The sequence below is a fragment of the Erwinia sp. JUb26 genome, from assembly GCF_003751505.1.
Lineage (GTDB): Bacteria > Pseudomonadota > Gammaproteobacteria > Enterobacterales > Enterobacteriaceae > Erwinia.
Genome location: NZ_RJVB01000001.1, coordinates 835,777 through 861,889 on the forward strand (window position 1 = coordinate 835,777; position 26,113 = coordinate 861,889).

The window sequence follows — 26,113 nt, forward strand, 5'->3', positions numbered from 1 at the left end:
TTTCTCTAAAAATATTCAGACAGTGCCGGGCTGTGCCATGGCGCGAGTATTGGGCTGAGTGTTTTCTGTAAAGCCGGCGATCCAGGTGAAGACAATCCCGAGGATAAACGCGACGGAAATCGACATCAGGAACCCGAGGAACTGGGTCATATGTCCTTCCTTGAAGAACACCGGCAGCACGGCAATCCCCGGGATGCAGTAGCTCCAGGAAACCGCATTAAAGGCGCCGGCAATCACCCCGCCGCCGGCCCCGGCCAAGCAGCCACAAATCATCGGGCGCTTAAGGCGCAGTGCAACCCCGTAGATCGCCGGTTCTGTGATGCCAAACAGGGCGGTGACCCCGGCGGATAACGCCAGCCGCTTCAGCTCCGCATCTTTCGCTTTCAGGTACACGCCCAGCACGGCACCCGCCATGCCAAACACCGCGGAGGCCTGCAGGCCGGTGAACGTGTCGTAGCCCAGCGTCGCGTAGTTACCCACGGTGACCGGCGTAATGCCCCAGTGCACACCCAGCGTCACCAGCGGCATCCACAGTGCGCCCACGACAAAGCCTGCAACGGCAGGGCTCAGGTGATACAGGGTGTTATAGACGCCGCCGATCGCTCCACCGATCATATTGCCGACGGGACCGAAGGCGAGGAGCGTTAGCGGCACCATAATCGCGATGCAAAACATCGGCGTGAACAGATTCCTGATCACCATCGGAAGGATCCGTTCAAAGAAACGCTGGACGTAAGACATCCCCCAGACCATCAGAATGATGGGGATCACCGACGAGGTGTAGCTCAGATACTCTACCGGCAAGCCCATAAAGGTCAGAGGCGCGGACTCAATGGGAATGCCGGCGACTTCCACCAGCACTTTTGCAATCGCTGGGTTTTCAACCGCGCTTTTCATCAGCGCCTGCATCGCCGGGTCGGCTGAATTGACCGTCAGTATTTTATTGGCGGTCAGCATGTTCAAGTAGTCCGGGGAGACCAGAGCACAGGCTGAAATAACTGCGGTAAACGGATTCACGTTAAACTTTTTGGCGGCGGTGAAGGCGACCATCACGGGAAGGAACGTGAACCCCGTCCAGGAAACGAAGTTAAGTATGCGATAGGTGCCCCCCGCAGGATCCATAAGATCGATCGCCGTCAGGAGGGAAATAATGCCCTGCAGTACGCCACAGGCGGCAAGGGGATAGAGAAAAGGCGCGAAAATGCTGGATATGATATCCATGATGCGGTTCACGATACCGACATTCGGTGCCTCAACCGCGGCGTTCTCGTCGATGTTCAGCAGGTTTTGCACTTCACGGTAAGCATCACTCACGTGGTTACCAATCACCACCTGCATCTGACCGCTGGCCTTCACGGCGGTAATCACACCCTGCACGCGTTTTAGCGATTCAACATCGACCTGAGAAGGGTCCTTGAGCACAAATCTCAGCCGCGTCGCACAATGCGTGACGCTGAGCACATTATTATCACCACCAATAAGCCTTACGATTTCTTTTGCAGAGTCTGCATAATTTATTGCCATCGTTTTTTTCCATTGCCAGAGGGGAGTTCAGGTCTGAGGTCCCAAATTGTTCCCGGCATGTTAGGTAAAGCATCAGGCAATGTCACGTGGTCACAATATGAATAAATCCGTCACTAATTACAGAAATGTCACACCCTGTGACTGACCATTCTGACGACCCAGCGCCAGTTTTCGCCCGATAGATTCGAGGATAAACAGGACCGGAACCTGTGTCGTAATATCGTATTCATCATCAATAAGAATACGCGAGACATGATAGGGAATAGTAAAGTCAGCCAATTTGGCAAGGGTGGATTTCTGGTTGCTGGTAATCGCAATGACCTTGCACTGATGAATAACAAATTGCCTGGCGATTTTTATTATTTCAGGCGTTTCACCCGAGACGGAGAGCACTATAGCAACGGCACTCTGGGCCATGTCCGTGCTGACTGGGTACCAGGGGTCATCAATGTGGTTGCTAAACTTGCCGATGTTAGATAAAAAACGCGCCCCGTAGCGGCCCAGCGAGCCTGAACTCCCTGCCCCGACGAAGAACACGCGCTCCGCGCTGCGGATCTGCTCGGCGGCACAGCTTATCACTTCATCGAACTCATCATTCCTGATGCTTTTAAAGAATGTCATTATTTCGTCCGCGCCGTGCGGAATCAATAATGTATTATTTTTCTGCAGATGGATTTTCAAACAGGTTTTCAGTTCGGAGTAGCCTTTGAAATCCATCTTTTTACAGAAGCGCAGTACCGTTGCGGTAGACACCGCGGAATTGTCGGCAAGTTCCCTGATGGTCATATAAATAACCGCGTTAATATTTTTGATAATGTAATTGTGGACGTGGCTTTCCAACAGGTTCAGAGCAGCGATTTTTTTAGCATTGAACATCACGTTAGTATCCTGAATTGTCATTTATGCCGACCATAGTGTCACAAGGCGTGACACTCGTGTAATTAATCGCGTAAATCGCGGCTGGCGGGAGAAATTTAATTGTTTGAAATGTGATGAGTGACGCATTTTGACAGGCTGCAATATAGACTTTCTGCCGCCGGGTTCGAGAATGAGCTTATCGCTTCAATTCCTGCTCCTTGCGTATCGGTGCTATCCGGAACGCGGACCCGCTGGCTCCTCCCTGTTCGCTCGTCATGCATATTACAGCGCTTCAAACGATCGCTTTGGTATTCGCGCCTGGCGCATCGGTGCTATCCGGAACGCGGACCCGCTGTCACATCCATGTTCGCTCGGCCTCGCACTTCCCTGTGCTCGGACGGTCCGCTTTTCCGGATAGCACCGATTGCCTGTGGATACTGGTATTGCTGTCAGGAAAACACTTCTTTTAGCAGCAACGCCATGACTCAGAAGGGAGACCGCTGCGGGACAGGTTAGCCGGGTGTCTGCCGCAGGGAGGCGGCAGCCAAGCCTACAGGAAGGTATTTACGGCGACCCGGCGATCTGCCCGAAGCGGTCAACCCAGTCACTAATCCCGCCGCGGAATGACCAAATTAACTTCATTCGTACAATTGAGACACTTCACATTCCACCGCTAAACCGATGTCACCGTGCACGCACCGGATTTATCATTAGCGGACTCCCACCTCCGGCAAGGACCCCGATGAACAGTACCGTCTATGATGCCTTTCGCTGTCTGAATTTACTGGCCACGGCGAACCGGCCGCAGGGCATTCGCGAGATGGGCCGCGAGCTGGCGCTGGACTCTGCCAAGGTCACGCGGCTGATGCAGACCCTGCTGGCGCTGGATATGGTGCAGCGTGATGCCAGGCGCAAATACAGTCTGGGAATCGGCATCCACCGCCTCTCGGCTCATGCGATCCATAATTCGGCGTTTTACAGTGCAGTAATGGATTTGTTGGAAGAAAGCGGCAATCGTACGATTTCCATCGTGATCGGCGCGCTGAGCGGCAAGAACGTGGTCTATTTGATCCATACCCGCGGTGGGGAGAGCATTGCGCGTGCCATCGGTAATTACCAGTCGTATCCGGTTCATGATTCCGTGATCGGCATTAAGCTGCTGTCGGCGATGAGCGATGAAGAAATCATCGGCCAGATCGGCATTAATGATTATCATCTGCTCAAACCGGATATTGATGAGGCGCGCCGGCATCAGGTGTTTGCCAAAGATTTTGGGCCCGGCGATTACCGCCTGGCGTGTAACATCCCGGGCATGCAGGCCGCCATTGCGCTGTCGAACATCAACAGTGAGAAGATGGATACGGCGAGCCTGCGTTTGTACCTGATCTCGGCGGCGAAAAAAATCAGCGGGGAATCACTGCCCATGCTGCCTTAGTTGTGCGCAGCGGGCTGCCGTGTCGGCCACGCGCTGGCCCGGTTTATACAGCGCGGACCCCAGACCCACGCTGTCGTAATAGCGCAGAAACTCAGCGACATTATCCACCTCCACGCCCCCGACGGCCGAAAAGCTGACGGGCTGAGAAAGCGGGCCTTTGATCAGCTGCGGATAGTTGCGCGGCAGCGCGCAGGCGGGAAATATTTTCATCACATCCACCCCCAGTTCGACCGCGCTAAATATTTCGCCTGGAGTAAACACCCCCGCGCAGACGAAAAGCCCCTGCGCTTTTGCCTGAGTCACAATTGACGGATTGAGATTCGGCGTCAGGATGAAATCGGCACCGGCGGCCACGCTGCGCCGCAGGTGATCGGCGGTGGTGACAGTCCCCACCCCAAGCTGAATATCGCCACCGAAGCGCTGCCGAACCCGGCAAAGACTGGTTTCCCAGCTGGGGGAATTGGTCGTAATTTCAATACGAGTGATGCCATTCTCGGCTAAACAGGCAATATGCGGCACGGCCTCATCAGCGGTTATTCCGCGAAGGATGGCGATAATTTTCTGATTACTCTCCATGACGAAACACCTCATTGAATCCGGCAAGGGTGGCGCTTTCGGCGGCCAGGAGCTGATAGCGGCGGTGCAGGATTTCACAGGCCTGCCGGTAGTGCGGCAGCAGCGCTTCGCTGCCGATAAAGCATACCGTTTCATTGCCGCCGGGATCGCCGCGCAGTATTTCGTATCCCATCAGCAGACCGGAAAGCCAGGAAGCAGCCGCCTCTTTTGCCAGCGCATCCAGGATGTAGCGGCCCCGGCAGCGAAACAGCTCCGTCACCAGTTCGGCCCGATCCCGCACCACCGTGACCGCCGTCTCGACGCCGGACTGAAATGCTGCCGCTGAGTGAACCTGTTCCGGCAGGCCTTTACCCACCACCGCGTGATTTAGCAGCAGATGATAAAGCTCGCCAGTCATGATGGTCTGCATACCCGTAACCGCCTGCCGGGCGCGGTCCACCCTGAGCCATTTGCTGTGGGTGCCCACGGCGGCAAACAGCGAGGCATCGGACTGCGTCAGCGCCCCCGCCAGCTGCATCTCTTCCCCCCGGCAGATCTCGTGGACCCGCCGGTCGCAGATACCGGGCCGCAGGGTGAGCGGATTGGGCAGGATGCCCGGCAGCGCCCGGCCTTTCCCCAGCAGTTGCGAAAAGCTGAGCGGCATTTCGAGATAACCGGCGTCGGCAAGCCCGATATTACTGCCGATCATCCCACACAGCAGCACGGGCAGCCGCTCATCGTACGCCTCTTCCAGCCGCCGCATCTGCCGTTGCAGGATCCCGGGCAGTTCTGCTTTCTGGCATTTGCCAACGCCGCAGCTGTCCTGCACCGCTTTCACCACCACGCCATCGCGCACGCTCAGCGCGCGGAAGTTGCTGGTTCCCCAGTCCACCGCAATGTAGTTCATCGCTCCCCTCCCAGCGCGGCCAGCGGCAGAAACGCGGTCAGCTCCCGAAGCTCCTGCCGCGTGATGTCGTCCAGAGCTTTCGCCGGTTCACGCACGTAGTCGCTGGCAAAAATCCCGGCCTGATGCAGCACGGTTTTATGAATGGCCACGCCAATTCCCGGCTGCACGCCGTAGCGTAGGAAAGGCAGATAGCGATAGAACAGCGCCTGCGCTTCCCGGCGGTCCCGCTGCCAGGCGGCCAAAATGGCATTGATCACCTCCGGGAATTCACAGGCGGGCATGGTTCCGGTGATCCCCCGGCACAGCTCTTCAAACAGGAAACCGGCGTTCAGGCCACCGAACAGGCCAACGCTCTCCCCCAGCGCCTGCTTTAAGGCGGTGATTTTCAGCGTGGTCGGTGGCTGTTCTACTTTGATGTATTTGATTGTAGGGAAGTCCTGACACAGGCGCACCAGCGTCGGCACGGGAATGTTAACGCCGGTCATCAGCGGCGCATCCTGGATCATGATGTCGATATCGCATGTCTGACAGATGTCGCGCCAGAAGCGATAAATCTCCTCCGGACCGGGCTTCACCACCGAGGGCGGATTGACCATCGCCACCTGCGCGCCCCAGCGCTGCACCCGGGCGATCTCCTCAATGGCGACGGCGGATGACGCCCCGCCCGCTGCGGCCACCAGCGGCAGGTCGCCCACCTGTTTTTTGACGCACTCAAACAGCGCCCGCTTTTCATCCAGGGTCAGTGCATAGCCTTCGGACGCATTGCCGAACAGTGCCAGACCATCAACGCCCTGCTGCAGCAGAAACTTTACCAGACGTTCAACGGAGGCCAGATCCAGCTGGCCCTGCTCATCAAATGCCGTGGCGAGAATCGGGACATTACCTTTTAACATGCTGCCTCCATAACCACGTCGCGAACGCGATCTTCATCGATTTCAATGCCTAAACCCGGACCCTGCGGCAGATGATAAGCACCGCCTTCGCAGATCAGCGGCTGCTTCAGCAGCTGATTGGCAAGGGCAAAAACGGGAGGCTGGTATTCGAGCATAAACAGATTGGGAATGGCGGCGGCGGCATGGATCGACGCGGCGATGCACGGCCCCAGCCCCACGCTTAAATGCGGTGCCACTCGCAGATTCCACGTCTCGGCCAGCGAGGCGATGTGCATCAGTTCGCTGATACCGGTCCTGCCCACATCGGGTTGCAGAATGTCCGCCGCCCGCTGCTCGATTACCGCTTTGAACTGATAGCGCGTGCGTTCGGTTTCGCCCAGCGCAATCGCCACCGGGCTTTTGGCGCGCAGTTCGCGATGGCCGGTGATATCTTCCGGCAGCAGCGGCGCTTCCAGAAAGCCCACTCCGAGTGCGTGCAGCTGCGTGGCTAAATCGCTGGCGTCGGCCACGCTGTAGTTCCAGTGCGCATCGATGAAAATCTGCGCCTCGCCGCCGAGCGTTTCACGAATGGCGCGGATGTTTTTGACGTCTTCACGCACGCCGTAGCCCAGCGCGAGCTTGACGGCATGAAAGCCTTTTTCCTGCCACTGCTTCGCCAGGCTGCAGCGGCTGGCGATATCCGGCTCGGGCAGGCCCGAGACATAGCACGGGATCGTGCGGCGAAACGCGCCGCCGAGCAGCTGATGGACCGGCAGACCGAGAATCTTGCCTTTAAGATCCCACAGGGCGATATCCACGCCGGCGATGGCATCAACGTGATAGCCGCCGGTGTGGCCGCGATCGCGCATCGAGTCGTACATTCTGGCGTTCAGCACGCCGCTGGAGAACGGCGATTCCCCGATCAGCAGCGGCGCAAACAGCTGTTTAATCAGTTCGGCGGCCACCTGTGGCACCACCGGTGCCAGCGCCTCCCCCCAGCCGACGTGTCCGTCGCTGCTGGTAATTTTCACCAGGCAGGTTTCCATCTTGCGGGAATAGACGCAGCGGTATTCCGGCCGATAGTAGTAGTCCGGCTCGCTCCCGTCCGACTTACCGCCGAGATAGGCCCGATCCGGGGTGATTTTGAGTGGGAAACACTCCACGTTGGTAATGTGCATAGCAGCTCCAGTTTTGATTAATCCAGGACTTTCCCGGCCGTTTCTTTGGCAAACCACACCGCAATAAACGAGATCAGCGCGGTGATCATCACGTACCAGGCGGGTGAAAGCGGATCGCCGGTAAAGGTGATCAGGCTGGCGGAAGCCAGCGGCGTGACGCCGCCAAACAGCGCCACGGTGAGGTTGTAGGACATGGCTATGCCGCCATAGCGTATCGCGGTGGGAAACAGCTCCACCATCGCGGCACCGCAGCCGCCGTTGAACAGCGCGACAAAGACGCCCAGCATGCTCATCGCGGCGATGGAACTGCCCACCGAACCCTGGGTCATTAGCAACATCGCGGGATACGTGAACAAGATGAATCCGGCGCAGCCCATCAGCATCAGCGGCCGCCGGCCCCATCTGTCCGACAGATAACCGGTAATCGGCATGCAGATGGCTACGCTCAGCAGGCCCAGCGTGGTGATCAGATAGGAATCGGTGCGACTGTAGTGCAGATGCGTGGAGAGATAGCCGGGCATAAAGGATTGCAGCACCCAGCTGCTGACCGCTTTAATCACCACGAAGCCGGTACAGAACAGCAGCGCGGAGAGGGACGTTTTCAGCGCGGTGCGCAGCGGTGACTTTTCGAGTTTGCCGCTCGCCTTCAGTTTGTGAAATTCAGCCGAGTCCTCCATGTTGCGGCGCATATATAAGCCACCCAGCCCGAGCGGTGCGGCCAGCAGGAACGGAATGCGCCAGCCCCAGTCGTTCATCGCCGCTTCTCCCAGCCAGTAGGTCAACATCAGCACCAGGCCGGAGCCGCAGACGAACGCCATAAAACTAAAGTTTTCACTCCAGCAGGTCAGCGTGGCGCGCCGGTGCGGCTTTGCGCTTTCTGCCAGATAGGTAATCACGCCGGAGCTTTCCCCCCCCGCCGCGAAACCCTGCACCAGGCGGGTGATCACCAACAGCACCGGCGCAATTGTCCCGACCTGATGCCAGGTGGGCAGTATCCCCATCACGAAGGTCGAGATGGACGTGATGACAATCACCGTGACCAGCACTTTGCGCCGCCCCAGTCGGTCACCCATCGAGCCAAAAAATAAGCCCCCCAGCGGGCGCATTAAAAAGCCGGAACCAAAGACCGCGAAGGACTTCAGCAGCGCGGTAGCCGGATCGTCACTGATAAAGAAGTTACTGGCGATAATCGCCGCTAACGTGCCGTATAAGCCGAAATCGAACCACTCGATAAAGTGGCCAATCCCGGCGGCCATCATGATTCTGGCCGTGCTTTTTGGCGGGCCTGCGGTTTCTGCCGCCCTGTACTCAACGCCATAGCGGCGGTCTGAACTCTCCATACGACCTCCAGAGGATAAACGTCGCGCCGAGGAAGACGCGTCATGTCATGAAAGTTAGCGTAGGGTTTTTGATTAGCGGCTGCGCTGTCAGGGGGGGATTGCGTGAAGCGAATCAAAAAACGAATCGCAAAATTGCTTCATATAGTGAAGCATTCATGAAAAACCATCGCGCGACCCGGTACTTAATCCCAACAGCACCTAAATAAATCGCTACGCCACAACGAAAAATTCATACGGTTTTTTTATACTCTCCTTCCCGACACTCCACCTTTGCTAAGGGACCGGCATGAACTTCGTTGAACACTTTGATTTTTCTGGGATCGCAAACACCTTTCTCAGCTACTTTTTTGCTTTTATCTTCGGTGCACTGATTGGCGCAGAACGCCAGTTTCGCCAGCGCACGGCGGGGCTGCGAACCAACGTGCTGGTTGCCATCGGCGCCGCGGGGTTTGTTGACCTCGCCGACTCCATCGCCGGCAGCACAGAGGCGGTGAGAGTGATCTCCTATGTGGTGTCCGGCATCGGCTTTCTCGGCGCCGGGGTGATTATGAAAGAAGGCGCCAACGTCAGCGGATTAAATACCGCCGCGACGCTCTGGTGTTCGGCGGCCGTCGGAGCCTGTACCGGCGTGGACCGCATCCCCGAGGCGGCGTTATTAACGGTGTTTATTCTGGCGGGCAATACGCTACTGCGCCCGCTGGTTAACTTTATTAACCGCGCCGACACCGACAGCGTTGAAGCCGAATACGTTATCCTTGTTACGGTGCCGCGACAGTTTTCCGGCAGGGTACGCGATGCCCTGCAGGAATTTCTGGAAGAGCACCGTTATCCAGCGGCGGATATTGAAACCGTGGTAACCGACAGCACCAACGTGGAGATTGAAATCACCCTGATCAGTACGGAGGTCGACGCCGCCGAACTGGACAAACTGGTGGAGCAGTTGAAGCGGCTGGAACATATCGGCTACGCCACCTGGCGGGCGAATACGCTGAGATGATGAGGCTGTGTTTTCCCTGATTCAGATTCCCAGTTCGATTCCAGTAATCACCTATTTCCAGTAAAGGCATTTGAGTCAGGTCTCTGTGAAATCGCAAATCCATCCATTGCGTATGTTGATTGTATGCTTTAGAGTTTTCTAAATTTAGAGAATGCTAAAGTAATAAAATGAACGATAGCCCATTGTTTCAACTGCAGGAAAGCGCCTTACTGGCGACTACGCTACTTAAGTCGATGAGCAACAGCCATCGACTTTTGATCCTCTGCATTCTCATCGATCGCCCCGGAACCTCATCAGGTGAGCTGGGGCAACTGACCGGCCTGACCCCTTCTGCCACCTCTCAGCACCTGGCGAAAATGAAAGAAGACGGGTTGATAGAGTCGGCAAGGGTCGCGCAACGAGTGAACTATTTCATTAAAAACGACGCGGTCAGAAAAGTCGTATCCACGTTAAAAGACATTTACTGTCCGGAGGGTTTCAAATGACGCCACAATCCGTGTCACCGCAGGAAGCTAAAAAACTGATCGATCAAGGGGCCATGCTCATTGATATCCGCGACCGCTCTGAATTCCTGCGTGAGCACATCCCGAACGCACATTCATTTCCGCTTAGCGATATCACAGCGGGTAAATCCATAGAGGCGGCAGATCAACAGCCCGTTATTTTTCACTGTCTGGCTGGAATGCGAACGGTCCAGAATGCCGATGCGCTGATGAAAGCAGCAGGACCTGCGCCGGCTTACCTGATGGCCGGCGGCATTAACGCCTGGAAAAGCGCGCATCTCCCGACTGCTGAAGACAAAAAACAGCCGCTGCCCGTTATGAGGCAGGTGCAGATTATTGCAGGCACCCTCATTCTTATCGGCGTTGTGCTGGGATACACCCTGGATAGCCGATTTTTTTTACTGGCAGGCCTGGTCGGTGCAGGTTTACTCTTCGCAGGCGTAAGCGGCATTTGCGGGATGGCGAGTTTGCTGTTAAAAATGCCGTGGAACAGACCTGATAAATAGACGTTGAGGCTATAAGAGCACACTGTCGATTTCAGAAATCACCTGCCTCATCGCGTCTTTGACGGTCCCTTCATTACGGCATGATATCCAGGCGTTTTGAGGATTCGCTCGAACGCCCGGGTAAAGGCATCATGCAGGTGTGCCGTTCGCACATTGCGTTACATGTTAAGTTATTAACCGAGTAACAAACAGCGGACGGCTTATTGTTTAAAACATTCCTGACGTCTCATCGTTGAGCGCTTTAATGACGGAGGGATGTGCCGCAATCCTGAGTGAAAAGTCCGCATAGGTAGGATATTCATCTTTCATCTCAAAGCCAATCTCGTTACCCCAGTTGAAAAACACCAGTAAATAAGGGTCTACGACGGTTAACGATTCGCCAACGGCAAACGCATTGCCCAGCTTCGACTCAATGGTTTTAAAAGCATCCGCCACCCGCAGCCTGGCTTTTGTCTGAATGGATTCATGGAGAGCAGGATCGTCAGTGAAGCGTTGTGGTCTGAATAATCCGCCAAATGCCTGACCATGAACCTCGCCTGATAGCCAGCACATCCATTCCAGCACGCGAACTTTATCTAACTCGCTCACGCCCAGCAGGCTTTTATTCGGCACCCATTGCGATATAGCGAGCGCTATAGCGGGCGTTTCGGTGATTACCGCATCATCGAAAGACAGTACCGGAACGCGCCGCTTGGGGTTAATCCTGGCAAAAGAGGCGCTTTGAGTCTCCTGCTTCTGAACGGAGGTTTCGACCGGGGTGAACGGCAGCCCCGATTCATGAAGCAGGGTATGAGTCGCCAACGAACATGAACCACGTGAGAACCAGAATTTGATGTTGTGCATAAAAACTTCCATTAATAGGTAGACCGGTCTATCATGTTTTCAGGTCATCATATTGTCAAGAGTGCAAAAATGAAAGAGAAGACGCCTCGGGGCGCAGGCAGAGAGACCTTAGTTTCTTCGGCTAAGCATCTGTTTATGAGAAATGGCACAGCCAATGTAGGTATTAACGATGTAACCGCTGAGGCTGGTTTAGCTAAGATGACGTTGTATAACAATTTTCCATCGAAAGACGCACTTATCGCTGAAGTTTATCAACGGGTCGCGGAAGAGATCCTTGAGATGTGCCGACAGATGATATCGGAATCTGGAAGCGAACAGGAAAAAGTTATTTCATTGTTCAATCACGCTGTTGCGCAAAAAGCGTCCCAGCGTGGCTGCCCAATGAACCATGCCTTATTTCAATCTGCTGAGCCAGATGGGGAAATTTTCCATATCGTACAAAAGTATAAAAGACAGTTAAGGCAGCTTATTGTCGATTGTTTAAATCCGGGCCGCATCAATCGACAACAGCTGGCAGATCAAATCTTAATTTTACTGGACGGCTTTGCTTTGCAAACCTACATCAAAGCCGTCGATTCTCCGGGTGAATCAGTCAGGGTTTTGATAGCCATGATGTTAAGTGAAGATGAATAATTCGGAAAAATTAACGTTATGCAATATGAAGCCGGCTTTATGTTTTATGATTCAGCATGAACCGGCATTCAGAATGTAGCCTTTGCGCGCGCTCTGCCAGGCCAGGAAGGCCAGCCCGAGAGCAATAAACGACAGAACTGCGCCCGCCCAGCCGTGTGACACCAGGCCAAATCCGGCAGCAATGGTCGCCCCGCCGGACCCAGGCACGATCCCCGGTGCAATGAGCGTGACGTAAAGCGTACCAAACAGCGAACGATCCGCGAAGCGGCCACCCAGCCAGTTGCCGACCGCCAGACCCAGACCCAGACCCAGACCAAACAGGACCATCAGCCAGGTGAAAATTCTGGTGTGAACGGTGCTATCTTTATCACTTTCTAAGCGTTAATAAGGGAGCGACGGCTGTGGATATGAAATTGTCCGGTGGATGTTTATGTGGGTTTATCAGATTTAACGCGGTGAACCCTTCTTCCGCTCATTCCTGCTCCTGCGACCTGTGCCAGAAGCATTCTGGCTGTCAGACCGCGGTATGGCTTGAATTCCACTCGGATGATGTTGAATGGACTGGCGAAGGGGGCGTGCCTTCCCTGTTCCGCTCATCCGCGGCTTCCTCCCGAGCATTTTGCGCCCGGTGTGGTTCCTCAGTCGGCGCTATCGATGACAGTCCGGCGATCGCTTTGCTCAGCGGGATTTTTGACCACAACGAGCGCGCCTTGTTTTCGCCTCAGTCACACTCATTTCAAGATATGAAGCCGGTGTGGTGGAGAACCATCCTGCCTGATTCCGTTGACTGAAATAATTCCATTTATTTTAGATGGTTATGGTTTTTGTGCTTGTAATTACCGACTCTATGTTTCTCCATAAATCATTTATTCTTGAGCCTATTCCTGCGTTTTCAACCAGTGTAAATTCTGTCGCATCAGGAAGTGTGTAAGGCGCTTCAAGCGTTGCTCTTGGGCAGCATTCTTCGTGAAGTAATGCGCCCATAACGTTTAATATTTCTGAAAGCTGGGAATGTGCCAGATGGGCACGAACAGACAGGTTAGGCAATGACAAAGGCTTATCCAGCAACTCTCCACTACTGACAATCCAGTCGAGTGCATTTTTTATAACTCCGGTGACACCATGTGCATATTCCGGGCTGGCTAATAAGACCAGGTCTGCCCGGGAAAGCGCATTTCGCCAGTGTTCAACCGCAGGGTTCTGCGCAGATTCATCATCAACATTAAAAAGAGGGATTTTGTCAAGGGAGTCATATATTTCAAACGTTATTCCTGCCGGACAATGAAGAGACATTGCCCGTAAAAAAGCGCTGTTCAGCGAAGCCGCACGAAGGCTGCCAGAAATGCCCAATACATATTTTCCATCATTCATCAGAACACGCCTTGAAATTTTAAAAACAGGTTCTAAAAAATCTGCATTATCAACCGTAAATAATTCAAACCATTGAGAGACTTAAATTTTGAGTGCCGCCTGGATCACAGCTTCCATTTTCTCCGGGGTGGCGATGGGTGCAAAACGCTTGAGCGGCTTGCCGTCGCGCCCGACCAGGAACTTGGTGAAATTCCACTTAATTCGCCCACCCAGCACGCCGGGCAATTCATCCTTCAGGTAACGAAACAGTGGATGCGCGGCGGAACCGTTAACCTCCACCTTGGCGAACATTGGAAAGCTGACGCCGTAATTAACGTGGCAGGTCTGCGCGATGTCGTCGGCTCCGCCGGGTTCCTGTTTACCAAACTGGTTGCACGGAAACCCCAGCACTATCAACCCCTGGTCGGCGTATTTTTTGTAGAGCGCTTCAAGACCTGCGTACTGCGGCGTGAAGCCACACCGGCTGGCGGTATTGACCACCAGCACCAGTTTGCCCGCGTAGTCGGCCATAGAGACAGGCTGTCCCTGCAGACTGGTGGCAGTGAGTTGATGAAAAGGGGTCATATCGTCATCCTCATATCAGAACGTGTTCAACATCGATATTGCCGCGCAGTGCCTTGCGGCAACGGCATATGGCGCAAGGCTGGCTTGATGTCGATAACAGGGTGTCAAAGCACGCTGTAGATTTCAGAAACCACCTGCAGGGTTGCTTCATCAATGGTTCCTTCATTACGGCATAAAATCCAGCCGTGGCTGGCAACTTCCCGCTCGAATGCCCGGGTGCAGGCAATATGTTCTTCCAGTTTTAGCATCACCGTACTGCCCAGCCCACGGGATCGTGCCGCTGCCCTCGCCCATGAAATTTGTGGCGCCGTCACCACCCCGATATGCAGATCTGGCGTTCGCACGTTGCGTTCCATGTTCAGTTGTAGAATCTCGGCAAAGGGAACCATGCGGCGAAAGGCGGCATCCGACGGGTACCAGCGATCCATCAGGATAATAGTGTCCGCGGGCTGTTTCGTCAGCACATGCTGAGAGATCCAGGCGCGGCTGTCGGCAAAGCGCGCACAAACTTCCCGCTCCAGATCGAGGGAGGGATTTCGGGCAAGCTTGTTGACCAGGGCCATCGTTTCCGCCCTGAAGGGATCGCTTTTTTTTTCGCAAAGCCGGATCACCTTGTTATTGTCTGCCCTTAATACCTTCGTCACGGCTTCTAACAGCGTGGTTTTACCGGTGCCCTTCGGTCCATCCAGAGTAACTAACAGCGGACGACTCATACTTTTAAAGAGGGTTGATGAACGGTTTTTGTAAGGCTCGAATCTGGCAAACGCATCTGACTTCCTTTATCTAAACAGCTGACCACCCGTCTTGCTTGCTGGAATCGCTGACGCTTTAACGCGAACAGCACAGCTGGCTCTTATAAACAGACACGGATAAACACTCAAGCATTTTCTCCCCGACAGGGGGGCAAGAATTGTATGTATCATTAGTTCGTGTACGAACGGTCATTACGCGGTATAGTTTTATCGCCGGGCGGTTGACCGTCATTGCCCTGTAAAATCAAAGAGTAATACCCTTGTTTTTTTGGTGCCTTTTTACGTGGACTCGATATGAAAAACTCACGCTCGCTGCTTTTATTATCTGCACTTTCCCTTATCAGCCTTTCTTCGTTTGCCGCGCATGAACATTATGAATTCGCGGTGCCTAACGCAATGCGCCCTGCTGCCAAACAACCCCTTTGTGCCGCGGAAGGTGAAACAAAAGACGGATGCCTGTTCCATTCACTGCAGGGTGACGTCAATCGTGTGCGTTTACCCGTAACGGATGAGACCCGCTGGATACTGAAACCGCAAACGCCCGCTGTTTTCACCGCTAAGATCCAGGATGATGAGGTCAAACCCGATCAGGCGCGGTTTGAGGTTATTGATATCATCCCAAACAGACTTGAAGATGCGGATATCACTCTGGTTTTTGATAAATTAGAAACGTCAAAATCTGGAGAAAAAAGGATCGTTGAGAGCCGGAAAGTGAATGTCATGAAGCACAGTGAAAAAACCTGGAACGAATAAACGATCTCGCCCTTTTCACTCATCAATCTCAGCGTGTTTATTTAAAAGGGGCGGCTTGCGACCGTAGGCACCCCGCTCTAATCTCAAACCGCTGAGCTTAAACATTTAGCCAAGAGCGAAGCGGCCAGCGTGGATGCGATGTATCGTCGGGCCAACGGCACCGTAACAGACATCCATTTCACGCGAATCGCTAACAGTGTTCACTTTGTGATGCTCGATCGGCCCGAAGTGTTTAACAGCGCGGCGAGGTCATTTTTGAATCAGCAAAGGCTGCCCTGACACCGTTTTGTGACGGCGCTAGCCGCGCATATCAAGCCTGGTATTTTTACAGGCGTGGAAGATTTCAGGATGGGTAAAGGCAGGGAATTTCGCTTTTGCCGCCGCGAAGACTAACGCTTCGCAATAGGCTTTGTCACCGTCACTGGTTGATGCTTGTACTAACATACCATCCCGGGCAAATTTCAACTGTATACGGCACTGCTTACCCTTCCAGCGCTGCGGTTCGGTAATCCGGGCATTAATTGCCGCCTCAATGGCCCGCACCTGTTCGCCGCGCTCACTCCGATCGTTCAGGCTGCCAGAATCGCAGCTTCCCGCAGCCGTAGCTTTCGGCTCGTCAGCAGCATAGGACGGGGTGGAAGCCATTATCGCGAGGGCGAATCCTGCCAGCATTAGCGTTTTTTTTACCATCTGATTTATTCCCAATCCAACCACTCTGATTGCCATACCCTGAACAGAGACACTTTTACATTGTTATCACCATCCGCGCCATATTGTCAGCTGGTTTTGTATCTTCAATATACGGGAGGATTAAAAACAGTTTGGATTTATCCCCAATCATGTTGCCTTTAAAATCCGCGACTCGGAATATAAAAGGCCGACCGTTACGGGACAGGTTAGCCGGGTGTCTGCCGCACGGATGCGGCAGCCAAGCCTACAGGGAAGTATCTACGGCGACCCGGCGATCTGCCCGTAATGGCCGGCCAGATACCGGAACTCACCGCGATCTGACCACCTGCCATCGACTGTCACCCAACTACCGCAGCCCCCGGCAAACCCTGACTATCAGGTATTCAACCGCTTAACCGGCGCATTCTGTTGCCGATCCCACATTACCGTCAGCAGCCGCTGCAGCGCGATAAAGGCAAACAGCAGCACGCCGATAGCAATCTTGGTCCACCAGGAACTCAGCGTGCCGTCAAAATTAATCCAGGTCTGAATCAGCCCCTGAATCAGCACGCCAAACAGCGTGCCCAGCACCGTACCGACCCCGCCGGAAAGCAGCGTGCCGCCGATCACCACCGACGCAATGGCATCCAGCTCCACGCCCATTCCCGCCAGCGCATAGCCTGCGGAGGTATAGATAGAGAAGACAATGCCCGCCAGCGTCGCCAGACCGGAGGAGAGCATATAAACCCGCACCGTGGTGCTGCGGGTGGAAATCCCCATCAGCTTCGCCGAGGTGGCGCTGCCGCCGATGGCATACACCTGGCTGCCGAAGCGGCTGCGGTGGGCCAGCAAAATCCCCAGCGCCACCACCATCAGCATAATCAGCGCCAGCAGGCTGAGCCGCCCGCCGCCCGGGATTTTCCAGGCCAGTGACGACAGCGTGGCGTACAGCGGGTGATCGATAGGCAGTGAGCTTTCCGCCACCAGATAGCTACAGCCGCGCAGGAAGAACATGCCGGCCAGGGTGATGATGAAGGCCGGGATTTTTAAGGCATCGATCAGCCAGCCCATAAAGGCGCCAAAGGCCGACCCCATCACCATCACCAGCCCAAAGGCGACAAACGGATGCAGGTGGAAATCGCCGATGGCGCGCGCCAGGAACACCCCGGTAAAGGCAATCACCGCCCCGACAGACAGATCGATACCGCCGGAGAGGATCACAAAGGTCATGCCGACGGCGATAATGCCGAGGAACGCGTTATCGGTGAGGATATTGGCAATCACCCGGGTGGACGCAAAACCGGGAAACTGGCTCAGGCAGAACAGATAACCGGCCACAAAAACCAGCAGGGTTATCATTAACGGAAGATGACGTTTAACCACCGCGCGGCCCTCTCTTAAACAGTTGAATAAAGCGTGGCGACTGCAGCAGCAGCACAATCATCACCACAACCGCCTTCACGACCTGGTTCAGCTCCGGCGGGAAGCCGGAAAGCAGAATGCCGGTGTTCATCGCCTGAATAATCAGCGCGCCGATCAGCGACAGCAGCAGATTAAAGCGGCCGCCCATCAGCGAAGCGCCGCCGATGACCACCGCGAGGATGGCATCCAGCTCCAGCCACAGACCGGCGTTGTTGGCGTCCGCGCCGCGAATATCCGCGGCCACGATCAGCCCGGCCACCGCGGCACACAGCCCGCTCAGCACGTAGGTGCTCATCACCACCAGCCAGCCGTTAACCCCGGCGTTACGCGCGGCGCGCAGGTTAATGCCCACCGCCTCGATAAACATGCCCAGTGCGGTTTTGCGGGTCAGCAGCCAGACCACCAGCGCCAGCGCCAGGGTGATCCACAGCGGCACCGGCAGGAAGAACAGCGTGCCGCTGCCCAGACGGGCCAGCGCATCGCTGTCAAAGGTGACGATCTGCCCCTGGGTGATCAACTGGGCGATGCCACGCCCGGCGACCATCAGAATCAGCGTAGCGACAAACGGCTGGATTTTCAGCAGCGACACCAGTACGCCGTTCCATAACCCGCAGAGCAGTCCGCTGCCTAACGTCACCAGAATGACCACCGGCAGACTGTGCCCGGCCACGGTCATTGTCGCGGCCGTTGCGCCAGCGATGGCCATCACCGCCCCCACCGACAGGTCGATCCCGCCGGTGGCAATGACCAGCGTCATGCCGATGGCCAGAATCGCCACCGGCGCGGCGCGGTTAAGAATATCGATCGGGCTGCCGAACAGCCTCCCGTCCTGCAGATGAATGGCAAAGAAGTTATTTGCCACCATGCTGTCGATCAGCAGCACCAGGATCAGCGCGCCAATCTGCGGCAGTCCCGGCGGTAGTTTACGTTTCAACATCGGCGTTTTCCCCGGTAGCAAATGGCTCTCAAGCATGCTGTTCTCCCCCTGCCGCGATAGCGTTGACGATGGCGGCAACCGACAGCTGTTCCAGCGGGATTTCAGCAACCTGCTGTCTGTCGCGCAGGATCACCACCCGATCGGCGTAGCCGACCAGCTCCTCCAGCTCAGATGAAATCACCAGCAGCGCCAGGCCGTCGGCGCAGAGGGTTTCAATCAGGCGAATGATTTCAGCGTGCGCGCCGACGTCGATGCCGCGCGTCGGCTCATCGAGGATCAGAAACTGGGGACGCGTCACCAGCCAGCGGGAGAGCAGAACCTTCTGCTGGTTGCCGCCGGAGAGCAGCTCAACCGGCTGGTCGGCGTCCGGCGTGCGGATGCCCAGGCTTTTAATAAAGCGCTCGGCGATTTCCTGCTGCTCGCGGCGCTTGATTGGCCGCAGCCAACCGCGCTGTGCCTGCAGGGCCAGAATGATATTTTCCCGTACCGAAGCGGCACCGATAATGCCGTCGGTTTTACGATCCTCCGGGCAGAAGCCCATCCCTAAACGGGAAGCCTGAGCCGGAGTGCGGATATTCTGCGCTTTGCCTTTGATAAATGCCTTGCCTGAATCCGCCCGCCTGATGCCAAACAGCAGCTCGGCAGTTTCGGTGCGTCCCGATCCCAGCAGACCCGCCAGGCCGACGGCCTCCCCAGGGCGTACGCTCAGGCTGAATGGCTCAATGGTGCCTTTTTTGCCGTAGTCTTTAAACTCCACCACCGGGGTGTCGCTGCGCAGCGTGCTGCCCGCACGTTGAAGCGCCGTTTCCAGCAGTTCGCGGCCCAGCATCAGCTTAATCAGCTCAATCTGCGGCAGTGAGCGGGTGTCACGCGTGGCGATAAACTGGCCGTTGCGCAGTACGGTGATGCGGTCGGTAATGCGGTACACCTGGTCGAGGAAGTGGGTGACGAAAATCAGGCTCATGCCTTTTGCCCGCAGCTGGCTCATCAGGGTGAACAGCATTTCCACTTCGCTGGCGTCCAGGCTGGCGGTCGGTTCGTCGAGGATCAGCACCTTCGCCGAGAGGTCCACCGCGCGGCAGATGGCGATAATCTGCTGCATGGCGACGGAGTAGTGACCCAGCGGACGGGTAACGTCCAGCTCAAAGCCGTAATCATTAAGCAGTTTCACCGCGCGCTGGTTCAGGGTTTTACGATCGATCAGCCCAAAACGCTTTGGCTCGCGGCCGATAAACAGATTGTCCGCCACCGACATGTTCGGCAGCAGGTTCACTTCCTGGTAAACGGTGCCGATGCCCAGCTCCTGTGCCTCGGCGGTGTTGCGCGGATTGATGGCCTGTCCGGAGAGCGTAATTGAACCGGTATCGCGCTGATACACGCCGGTCAGCACTTTAATCAGCGTGGATTTCCCCGCGCCGTTCTCACCCAGCAGCGCCATAATTTCGCCGGGGCGGATCTCAAAGGAAACATTATCCAGCGCACGCACGCCGGGAAAGGATTTACTGACGCCGCTGATTTCCAGTAGCGTTGCAGAAGGGGAGTTAATGGTCATACGCTGCGCCTCAAACCATGAAAAAAGCCGCTCCGGGTGGAGCGGCACGTGGCTCAGTAACCCATACCTTTTTTGCGATCCAGCTGTGCCTGTGCATCGGCAGGCAGGAACAGTTTGGTTTCGGTTTTGATGATTTTAGGCGGCACGGTGCCGTCTTTTTTCAGTTTTTCCAGCGCGTCAAAGGCCGGTCCGGCCATATTTGGCGTCAGCTCAACGTTGGCGTTGGCTTCACCGGCCAGCATGGCTTTGTAGATATCCGGCACGCCGTCAATCGATCCGGTCAGGATATCTTTGCCCGGCTTAAGTCCGGCTTCTTTAATTGCCTGAATGGCGCCGATGGCCATGTCGTCGTTATGTGCGTAAACCATGCAGATATTTTTGCCGTTGTTCTCTGCCTTGATAAAGCTCTCCATCACTTCTTTACCCTTACTGCGGGTGAAGTCGCCGCTCTGCGAACGGATCACTTTAATGTTCGGGGTGTTGGCAATGGCTTCCGCAAAGCCTTTTTTACGATCGATAGCCACGCTGGCACCGACGGTGCCCTGTAGCTCGACGACATTACAGGGTTTGCCGGCCTGCTCTTTCACCAGCCAGTCACCGATCAGCTTGCCTTCATAGACGTTATCCGCGGTGACGACCGCCTGATACAGCGATTTATCCTTCACCACGATGGCGCGGTCGAGCAGGAAGACCGGAATTTTGGCGTCTTTCGCTTCTTCCAGCACCGGTTCCCAGCCGGTTTGTACGACAGGTGCGATAAAGATGGCATCCACGCCCTGGGCAATAAACGAGCGCACCGCTTTAATCTGGTTCTCTTGTTTTTGCTGTCCATCAGCAATTTTCAGTGTAATGCCGCGCTTCTGCGCCTCGGTTTTTGCCACGCTGGTTTCTGCTGCACGCCAGCCCGATTCGGAGCCAACCTGAGAGAAGCCGACGGTCATTGATTCAGCCAGCACGGGGGCAGACAGGCTCGCGCCGATAAGAACTGGTAAGAGTAAACGCTTCCACATGATCATTTTTCCTCTGATGGGATTTTGCCGTATAGGGTAACTGCAACTAAATCCTGGACTATTCGTAAGAAAACATATTCGACAACGCTCACAAAACGCTAAAAATCAAAGAGATTAGGCAGTTTGCGTCGCAAAAATCATCCCGACAGATATGGATATTTCGCCTGCAATAAATGAAAATCAGGTTAAATAAGTGTAATAAACAGAAGCGGTTGCAGAGTGGGCATTTGGAAGCGATTACAGCACCGCGTGAAGTTCTGTCGTTCTGCGCGGCGTGAATTGCAGGTTAAGAATTATCCTGAACTGTGATGATTCTCACGATTCATCAGCGGCACACCGCGGTTTTGCACAAAATTAATCAGTTTTCCGAAACTGATGTTTTTTAACATTCGGGTGATGGATTCCGTAAGTAGCCGTTATATACTGATTTTCTCTTACTGCTGCACGACATGGGCCTCATGAGCATTCACGACTACCTGTTAAAGTTTCGCAAAGTTAACAACCTTGAAAGTTTGGAAAAACTTTTCGATCACCTCAACTATACGCTCACCCAGGATAGTGAAATCATCTTAATGTATCGTGCTGCCGATCATCGCCGCGCCGAACTGGCTTCCGGCGGGCGCTTATTCGATCCCGGCTGCGTGCCGAAAACCCTCTGGCACTATGTTGTTTAAAACAGCTAATTCCGTCTTAGCCTGGTGATTCAGCTGGTGTTTTTCCGTATAGTTGGCTTCTGCTGGTGCGAGATTATCGCATTCATTCTGGCTATATTGAGGACTTCGCGTGGCTGTAGATTCCAAAAACCGCATCGGAGGCTGGCTGCTGGTACCGCTGGCCTGGCTGATCATGACCTTATTGACCAGCGCTCTGGTGATGGCGCTGTACCTCAGTGCGCTGTTCGATCCCGCCATGCGCCATCAGCTGTTTGTGCAGGACAGTTCGGTACTGATGAACTGGGGACTGTCGCTGCTGACGTCCACGCTGGTGTGGTTTTATACCGGCTGGGTAACGTGGATTTTCTGCAAGCGATCCCGCCGCCTGCCCCGCCATTACATCATCTGGCTGTTAATTACCGTGGTACTGGCACTGAAAACCTTTGCTTTTGCACCGGTTGCCGATGGCCGCGCCGTACAGACGCTGCTTATCGCCCTGCTAGCGGCGGGCATTCTGGTTCCCTACTTCAAGCGCTCGCAGCGGGTAAAAAATACCTTCACTGTTGAATAGTGCTGTAAAAACCGTCAAGAATTTAATCGTGAGTGCGCTATAACGGCGTTGAATAGCGCACAACGGTTGTGGTCGGGCGGGCAATATCCGATAATAAACCCCTGCAATTTTAAGCTGCAGCGCTGAAAACCCGCGTGAAGATCGCCGCCGGTGGCCAGTACAGACCTTTGGGGTCGCCAAAATCAGCTCTTTCTTCTTTTTTCAGGCATAAGAATGACCGACTACCTGCTTCTTTTTATTGGCACAGTGCTGGTGAATAACTTCGTTCTGGTGAAGTTTCTCGGCCTTTGTCCCTTTATGGGCGTTTCCAAAAAACTGGAAACGGCGATTGGCATGGGACTCGCCACCACCTTTGTCATCACCCTGGCCTCGATCTGCGCATGGCTGGTGAATCACCTGATCCTGCTGCCGCTCGATCTGGTTTATCTGCGTACCATGGCCTATATCCTGGTGATTGCCGTGGTCGTTCAGTTCACCGAAATGGTGGTGCGTAAAACCAGCCCCGATCTGTACCGCCTGCTGGGGATCTTCCTGCCGCTGATCACCACCAACTGCGCCGTGCTGGGCGTGCCGCTGCTGAGCGTTAACCTCAATCACACCTTCCTGCAGGCCGCGCTGTACGGCTTCAGCGCCTCGCTCGGCTTCTCGCTGGTGATGGTGCTGTTTGCCGGTATTCGCGAACGCCTTGTACTGGCCGATGTACCCGCGCCGTTCAAAGGCTCTTCCATTGCACTGGTGACCGCCGGGTTGATGGCGCTGGCCTTTATGGGCTTTACCGGACTGGTTAAATTCTGATGACGGCGATTTGGATTGCGATTGCCGTATTAAGCGCCCTCAGCCTGGTTTTCGGGGGGCTGCTGGGCTATGCCTCACGCCGCTTCAAGGTTGAAGAAGACCCGATTGTCGAGCAGATAGATGCCCTGCTGCCACAGAGCCAGTGCGGCCAGTGCACCTATCCGGGCTGCCGCCCGTATGCGGAAGCGGTGGCCAACGGCGGCGAGATGATCAACAAATGCGCCCCCGGCGGAGAGCAGACCATGCTTAAGCTGGCGGCGCTGCTGAACGTCGATCCCCAGCCGCTGGGTGATGAAGCCGAACTGGAGCCGGAGCGTAAGGTTGCCTGGATTGATGAAGCCAACTGCATCGGCTGCACCAAATGTATTCAGGCCTGCCCGGTTGATGCCATCGTCGGGGCCACCCGAGCGATGCATACCGTGCTGACCGATGTCTGCACCGGCTGCGATCTTTGCGTTGCCCCCTGCCCGACCGACTGCATTGAAATGCGTCCGGTTGCAACGACCACTGCCAACTGGAAATGGGATCTGCAAACCATCCCGGTTAGGGTTATTCCTGTAGAAAGTCATGCTTAATCTGTTCAAAAGATTCAAAAAAGATGCAATCTGGGACTTCGAAGGCGGTATTCACCCGCCGGAAATGAAGACTCAGTCGAACGGCACGCCGCTGCGTCAGCTGCCGCTGCCCGACCGCTTTATTCTGCCGCTGAAGCAGCATATCGGTAGCGAAGGTGAGATCAGGGTGCGCCCGGGCGATAAGGTTCTACGCGGGGAACCGCTGACCTTTGGTAATGGCCGGATGCTGCCGATCCACGCCCCGACGTCCGGCACGGTAACGAAAATCGCCCCGCACATGACCGCGCACCCTTCGGCGCTGGCCGAGATGTGTATTTTTATCGAGCCGGACGGCGAAGATCGCTGGTGTGAAAAACTGACGGTCAGTGACTATCGCCAGCTTGAGCGCAGCGATGTGGTGGCACGCGTGCACAAGGCCGGTGTTGCCGGTCTGGGCGGCGCGGGATTCCCGACCGCGACCAAGCTGCGAGGTGGCCTGCGCGGGGTGAATACCCTGATTATCAATGCCGCCGAGTGCGAACCCTACATCACCGCCGATGACAGGCTGATGCAGGACTGCGCCGCCGAAGTGCTGGAAGGCAGCCGCATCCTGGCTTGGATCCTCAACGCTGAACGCGTGCTGATCGGGATTGAGGATAACAAACCGGAAGCGATTGCCGCGCTGAAAGCGGCTCTCGGCAACGAGCGCGATCTGCAAATTCGGGTGATTCCGACCAAATATCCTTCCGGCGGCGCCAAACAGCTGACCCGCATTCTGACCGGTAAGGAAGTGCCGCACGGCGGCCGCTCCACCGATATTGGCGTGCTGATGCAGAACGTCGGTACCGCGTTTGCGGTCAAGCGCGCGGTGGTCGACGGTGAACCGCTGACCGAACGCGTGGTAACCCTGACCGGCGAAGCCGTCAAGCGCCCTGGCAACGTCTGGGGCCGCATCGGTACGCCGATCAGCCATCTGCTTCAGCAGGCGGAATTCGAGCCGGGCAACGAACAGATGGTGGTCATGGGCGGTCCGCTGATGGGCTTTACCCTGCCGTCGCTGGACGTGCCGGTGGTGAAAATCACCAACTGCATCCTGGCCCCTTCCGCCAGCGAGATGGGCGCCAGCGAGCCGGAAAAAGGCTGCATCCGCTGTAGCGCCTGCGCCGATGCCTGCCCTGCGGGCCTGCTGCCGCAGCAGCTTTACTGGTACAGCCGCGGCGGCGATCACGATAAAGCGCGTGCGCATAATATTGCCGACTGCATCGAATGCGGTGCCTGCGCCTATGTCTGCCCGAGCAACATCCCGCTGGTGCAGTACTACCGCCAGGAGAAGGCTGAAATCCAGGCCATCGATATGGAGTCGGAACGTAACGCGCAGGCGAAAGCACGCTTTGAAGCCCGCCAGCTGCGCCTTGAGCGTGAAAAGCAAGCGCGCGAGGCGAAGCATCAGCAGGCGAAACGCACCGTGGCAACGACGGATGCCGATGCGCTGAATGCCGCCCGTGAACGCGTGAAGGCGAAACAGCAGCAGAGCGAAACGGCCGACGTTGCCGCTGTAGAAACCAACAAACGTCCGGCAGACGATGCAGCAAGAGCAGCGCTGCGTGATGCCCGTCTGGCCGAGGCGAAAGCGCGTCAGGCTGAGAAACAGGCCGCCACTGAACCGGCAACCCGTCAGGCGGAAGATCCGCGCAAAGCAGCTGTTGCGGCTGCGATTGCTCGTGCTAAGGCGAAGCAGGCAGCTCAGGCGGGTGATGTGGTTGCAGATGCACCTCCTGCACAGCCTGAAGCGGCTTCTGCTTCGGTCGCTGAACCGGCTGCCGACGTCGATCCACGCAAAGCGGCCGTTGCCGCCGCGATTGCTCGTGCGAAAGCGAAGAAAGCCGCACAGGCAGGTGGCGCGGGTGCAGATGCGCCGGTTGTGCAGCCTGGATCTGCTGCCGCCCCGGTCGCTGAACCAGCTGCCGACGTCGATCCACGCAAAGCGGCCGTTGCCGCCGCGATTGCCCGAGCGAAAGCGAAGAAAGCAGCCCAGGCGGGTGGCGCGGGTGCAGATGCGCCGGTTGCGCAGCCTGAAGTTGCAGCTGAACCGGACACTGAATCAGCAGCGGAACCTGTTGCCCAGGCCGCCGCTGAAGATCCACGCAAAGCCGCTATCGCTGCGGCCATCGCCCGCGCGAAAGCGAAGAAAGCAGCCCAGGCGGATAGCGTGGTTGCAGATACGCCGGTTGCGCAGCCTGAAGTTGCAGCTGAACCGGACACTGAATCAGCAGCGGAACCTGTTGCCCAGGCCGCCGCTGAAGATCCACGCAAAGCCGCTATCGCTGCGGCCATCGCCCGCGCGAAAGCGAAGAAAGCG

At 55.8% G+C, this 26,113-nt stretch carries 29 protein-coding genes (1 of these 29 cut by a window edge); 12 read left to right on the plus strand and 17 right to left on the minus strand.

The window, feature by feature from the left end; translation table 11 throughout:
- Positions 1-15 precede the first annotated feature (15 nt).
- Both EC836_RS03945 and EC836_RS03950 read right to left on the minus strand, forming a co-directional pair.
- Complete coding sequence (locus EC836_RS03945; RefSeq protein ID WP_123330290.1) at positions 16-1,524, minus strand: PTS transporter subunit EIIC; 1,509 nt, start codon at positions 1,522-1,524, stop codon at positions 16-18.
- Between the two features lie 117 nt (positions 1,525-1,641).
- Positions 1,642-2,400: a MurR/RpiR family transcriptional regulator gene (locus EC836_RS03950; protein ID WP_123330292.1), complete on the minus strand. Its 759-nt coding sequence runs from the start codon at positions 2,398-2,400 to the stop codon at positions 1,642-1,644.
- 724 nt (positions 2,401-3,124) lie between these two features.
- Between EC836_RS03950 and EC836_RS03955 the strand changes: the two genes are divergently transcribed.
- Positions 3,125-3,817: a helix-turn-helix domain-containing protein gene (locus tag EC836_RS03955; RefSeq protein WP_123330294.1), complete on the plus strand. Its 693-nt coding sequence runs from the start codon at positions 3,125-3,127 to the stop codon at positions 3,815-3,817.
- Here the strand turns inward: EC836_RS03955 and EC836_RS03960 are convergent.
- The 5 genes from EC836_RS03960 to EC836_RS03980 are packed head-to-tail and all read right to left on the minus strand — an operon-like array spanning position 3,797 to position 8,669.
- A complete protein-coding gene (locus tag EC836_RS03960; RefSeq protein ID WP_123330296.1) occupies positions 3,797-4,393 on the minus strand; it encodes a bifunctional 4-hydroxy-2-oxoglutarate aldolase/2-dehydro-3-deoxy-phosphogluconate aldolase in 597 nt (198 codons plus the stop codon). The two genes, EC836_RS03955 and EC836_RS03960, sit on opposite strands and share 21 nt — an antisense overlap.
- Positions 4,383-5,279, minus strand: coding sequence for a 2-dehydro-3-deoxygalactonokinase (locus EC836_RS03965; protein WP_123330298.1), 897 nt, complete (start codon positions 5,277-5,279; stop codon positions 4,383-4,385). Before EC836_RS03965 ends, EC836_RS03960 begins: the two co-directional genes overlap by 11 nt.
- A complete protein-coding gene (locus EC836_RS03970; protein ID WP_123330300.1) occupies positions 5,276-6,172 on the minus strand; it encodes a dihydrodipicolinate synthase family protein in 897 nt (298 codons plus the stop codon). Before EC836_RS03970 ends, EC836_RS03965 begins: the two co-directional genes overlap by 4 nt.
- Positions 6,166-7,329 (minus strand): mandelate racemase/muconate lactonizing enzyme family protein, encoded by a 1,164-nt coding sequence (locus tag EC836_RS03975; protein ID WP_123330302.1) that lies wholly within the window; start codon positions 7,327-7,329, stop codon positions 6,166-6,168. The genes EC836_RS03970 and EC836_RS03975 overlap by 7 nt, the downstream gene beginning before the upstream one ends.
- Before the next feature lie 17 nt (positions 7,330-7,346).
- A complete protein-coding gene (locus tag EC836_RS03980) occupies positions 7,347-8,669 on the minus strand; it encodes an MFS transporter (RefSeq protein ID WP_370346564.1) in 1,323 nt (440 codons plus the stop codon).
- A gap of 286 nt (positions 8,670-8,955) precedes the next feature.
- Between EC836_RS03980 and EC836_RS03985 the strand changes: the two genes are divergently transcribed.
- The 3 genes from EC836_RS03985 to EC836_RS03995 all read left to right on the plus strand — a co-directional run bounded on the left by EC836_RS03985 (position 8,956) and on the right by EC836_RS03995 (position 10,675).
- Positions 8,956-9,666, plus strand: a complete 711-nt coding sequence (locus EC836_RS03985) for an MgtC/SapB family protein (RefSeq protein ID WP_123330304.1) — start codon at positions 8,956-8,958, stop codon at positions 9,664-9,666.
- Positions 9,667-9,833: 167 nt separating this feature from the next.
- Entirely contained in the window at positions 9,834-10,151 is a 318-nt protein-coding gene (locus tag EC836_RS03990; protein WP_123330306.1) for a helix-turn-helix transcriptional regulator, read from the plus strand.
- Complete coding sequence (locus tag EC836_RS03995) at positions 10,148-10,675, plus strand: rhodanese family protein (protein WP_123330308.1); 528 nt, start codon at positions 10,148-10,150, stop codon at positions 10,673-10,675. The genes EC836_RS03990 and EC836_RS03995 overlap by 4 nt, the downstream gene beginning before the upstream one ends.
- Positions 10,676-10,882: 207 nt before the next feature.
- Here EC836_RS03995 and EC836_RS04000 read toward each other — a convergent pair whose 3' ends face one another.
- Positions 10,883-11,518: a glutathione S-transferase family protein gene (locus EC836_RS04000; RefSeq protein ID WP_158612769.1), complete on the minus strand. Its 636-nt coding sequence runs from the start codon at positions 11,516-11,518 to the stop codon at positions 10,883-10,885.
- Between the two features lie 69 nt (positions 11,519-11,587).
- Here EC836_RS04000 and EC836_RS04005 point away from each other — a divergent pair, with 69 nt between their 5' ends.
- Positions 11,588-12,151, plus strand: coding sequence for a TetR/AcrR family transcriptional regulator (locus EC836_RS04005; RefSeq protein ID WP_158612770.1), 564 nt, complete (start codon positions 11,588-11,590; stop codon positions 12,149-12,151).
- A 51-nt stretch (positions 12,152-12,202) separates the two neighbouring features.
- Here EC836_RS04005 and EC836_RS04010 read toward each other — a convergent pair whose 3' ends face one another.
- A complete protein-coding gene (locus EC836_RS04010) occupies positions 12,203-12,478 on the minus strand; it encodes a hypothetical protein (RefSeq protein ID WP_233599101.1) in 276 nt (91 codons plus the stop codon).
- 80 nt (positions 12,479-12,558) lie between these two features.
- On the opposite strand from EC836_RS04010, the gene EC836_RS04015 reads away from it, so the two are divergent.
- Positions 12,559-12,942, plus strand: a complete 384-nt coding sequence (locus EC836_RS04015) for a GFA family protein (RefSeq protein ID WP_123330314.1) — start codon at positions 12,559-12,561, stop codon at positions 12,940-12,942.
- Between the two features lie 16 nt (positions 12,943-12,958).
- Here EC836_RS04015 and EC836_RS04020 read toward each other — a convergent pair whose 3' ends face one another.
- From EC836_RS04020 to EC836_RS04030, 3 genes are all read right to left on the minus strand, one after another.
- On the minus strand, positions 12,959-13,522 hold the full coding sequence (locus EC836_RS04020) for an NADPH-dependent FMN reductase (protein ID WP_123330317.1): 564 nt from the start codon (positions 13,520-13,522) through the stop codon (positions 12,959-12,961).
- Positions 13,523-13,603: 81 nt separating this feature from the next.
- Positions 13,604-14,086, minus strand: a complete 483-nt coding sequence (locus EC836_RS04025) for a glutathione peroxidase (RefSeq protein WP_123330319.1) — start codon at positions 14,084-14,086, stop codon at positions 13,604-13,606.
- A gap of 104 nt (positions 14,087-14,190) precedes the next feature.
- The gene (locus tag EC836_RS04030) at positions 14,191-14,799 is read right to left on the minus strand and encodes a dTMP kinase (protein WP_123330321.1); all 609 of its coding nucleotides are present in this window, start codon (positions 14,797-14,799) and stop codon (positions 14,191-14,193) included.
- 333 nt (positions 14,800-15,132) lie between these two features.
- On the opposite strand from EC836_RS04030, the gene EC836_RS04035 reads away from it, so the two are divergent.
- The gene (locus EC836_RS04035) at positions 15,133-15,591 is read left to right on the plus strand and encodes a hypothetical protein (RefSeq protein WP_123330322.1); all 459 of its coding nucleotides are present in this window, start codon (positions 15,133-15,135) and stop codon (positions 15,589-15,591) included.
- 297 nt (positions 15,592-15,888) lie between these two features.
- Here EC836_RS04035 and EC836_RS04040 read toward each other — a convergent pair whose 3' ends face one another.
- The 5 genes from EC836_RS04040 to ytfQ all read right to left on the minus strand — a co-directional run bounded on the left by EC836_RS04040 (position 15,889) and on the right by ytfQ (position 21,181).
- On the minus strand, positions 15,889-16,281 hold the full coding sequence (locus tag EC836_RS04040) for a cell envelope integrity TolA C-terminal domain-containing protein (protein ID WP_123330324.1): 393 nt from the start codon (positions 16,279-16,281) through the stop codon (positions 15,889-15,891).
- A 375-nt stretch (positions 16,282-16,656) separates the two neighbouring features.
- A complete protein-coding gene (gene yjfF, locus EC836_RS04045; protein ID WP_123330326.1) occupies positions 16,657-17,643 on the minus strand; it encodes a galactofuranose ABC transporter, permease protein YjfF in 987 nt (328 codons plus the stop codon).
- The gene (ytfT, locus tag EC836_RS04050) at positions 17,636-18,655 is read right to left on the minus strand and encodes a galactofuranose ABC transporter, ATP-binding protein YtfT (protein ID WP_123330329.1); all 1,020 of its coding nucleotides are present in this window, start codon (positions 18,653-18,655) and stop codon (positions 17,636-17,638) included. The genes yjfF and ytfT overlap by 8 nt, the downstream gene beginning before the upstream one ends.
- A complete protein-coding gene (gene ytfR, locus EC836_RS04055; RefSeq protein ID WP_123330331.1) occupies positions 18,648-20,171 on the minus strand; it encodes a galactofuranose ABC transporter, ATP-binding protein YtfR in 1,524 nt (507 codons plus the stop codon). The genes ytfT and ytfR overlap by 8 nt, the downstream gene beginning before the upstream one ends.
- A 53-nt stretch (positions 20,172-20,224) precedes the next feature.
- The gene (gene ytfQ, locus EC836_RS04060; RefSeq protein ID WP_123330333.1) at positions 20,225-21,181 is read right to left on the minus strand and encodes a galactofuranose ABC transporter, galactofuranose-binding protein YtfQ; all 957 of its coding nucleotides are present in this window, start codon (positions 21,179-21,181) and stop codon (positions 20,225-20,227) included.
- Positions 21,182-21,639: 458 nt separating this feature from the next.
- Here ytfQ and ydgT point away from each other — a divergent pair, with 458 nt between their 5' ends.
- From ydgT to rsxC, 5 genes are all read left to right on the plus strand, one after another.
- Positions 21,640-21,855: a transcription modulator YdgT gene (gene ydgT, locus EC836_RS04065; RefSeq protein WP_123330780.1), complete on the plus strand. Its 216-nt coding sequence runs from the start codon at positions 21,640-21,642 to the stop codon at positions 21,853-21,855.
- Between the two features lie 109 nt (positions 21,856-21,964).
- Positions 21,965-22,405: a DUF2569 domain-containing protein gene (locus EC836_RS04070; protein ID WP_123330335.1), complete on the plus strand. Its 441-nt coding sequence runs from the start codon at positions 21,965-21,967 to the stop codon at positions 22,403-22,405.
- Between the two features lie 213 nt (positions 22,406-22,618).
- The gene (rsxA, locus tag EC836_RS04075; RefSeq protein ID WP_105594928.1) at positions 22,619-23,200 is read left to right on the plus strand and encodes an electron transport complex subunit RsxA; all 582 of its coding nucleotides are present in this window, start codon (positions 22,619-22,621) and stop codon (positions 23,198-23,200) included.
- Positions 23,200-23,775 carry an electron transport complex subunit RsxB gene (gene rsxB, locus EC836_RS04080; RefSeq protein ID WP_123330337.1) on the plus strand — a complete coding sequence of 192 codons (576 nt, stop codon included), beginning with the start codon at positions 23,200-23,202 and terminating at the stop codon, positions 23,773-23,775. Before rsxA ends, rsxB begins: the two co-directional genes overlap by 1 nt.
- Positions 23,768-26,113, plus strand: the 5' portion of a protein-coding gene (gene rsxC / locus EC836_RS04085; protein ID WP_123330339.1) for an electron transport complex subunit RsxC. It continues 459 nt past the right edge of the window; only the first 2,346 of its 2,805 coding nucleotides appear in the window; its start codon is at positions 23,768-23,770; its stop codon lies beyond the right edge, outside the window. Before rsxB ends, rsxC begins: the two co-directional genes overlap by 8 nt.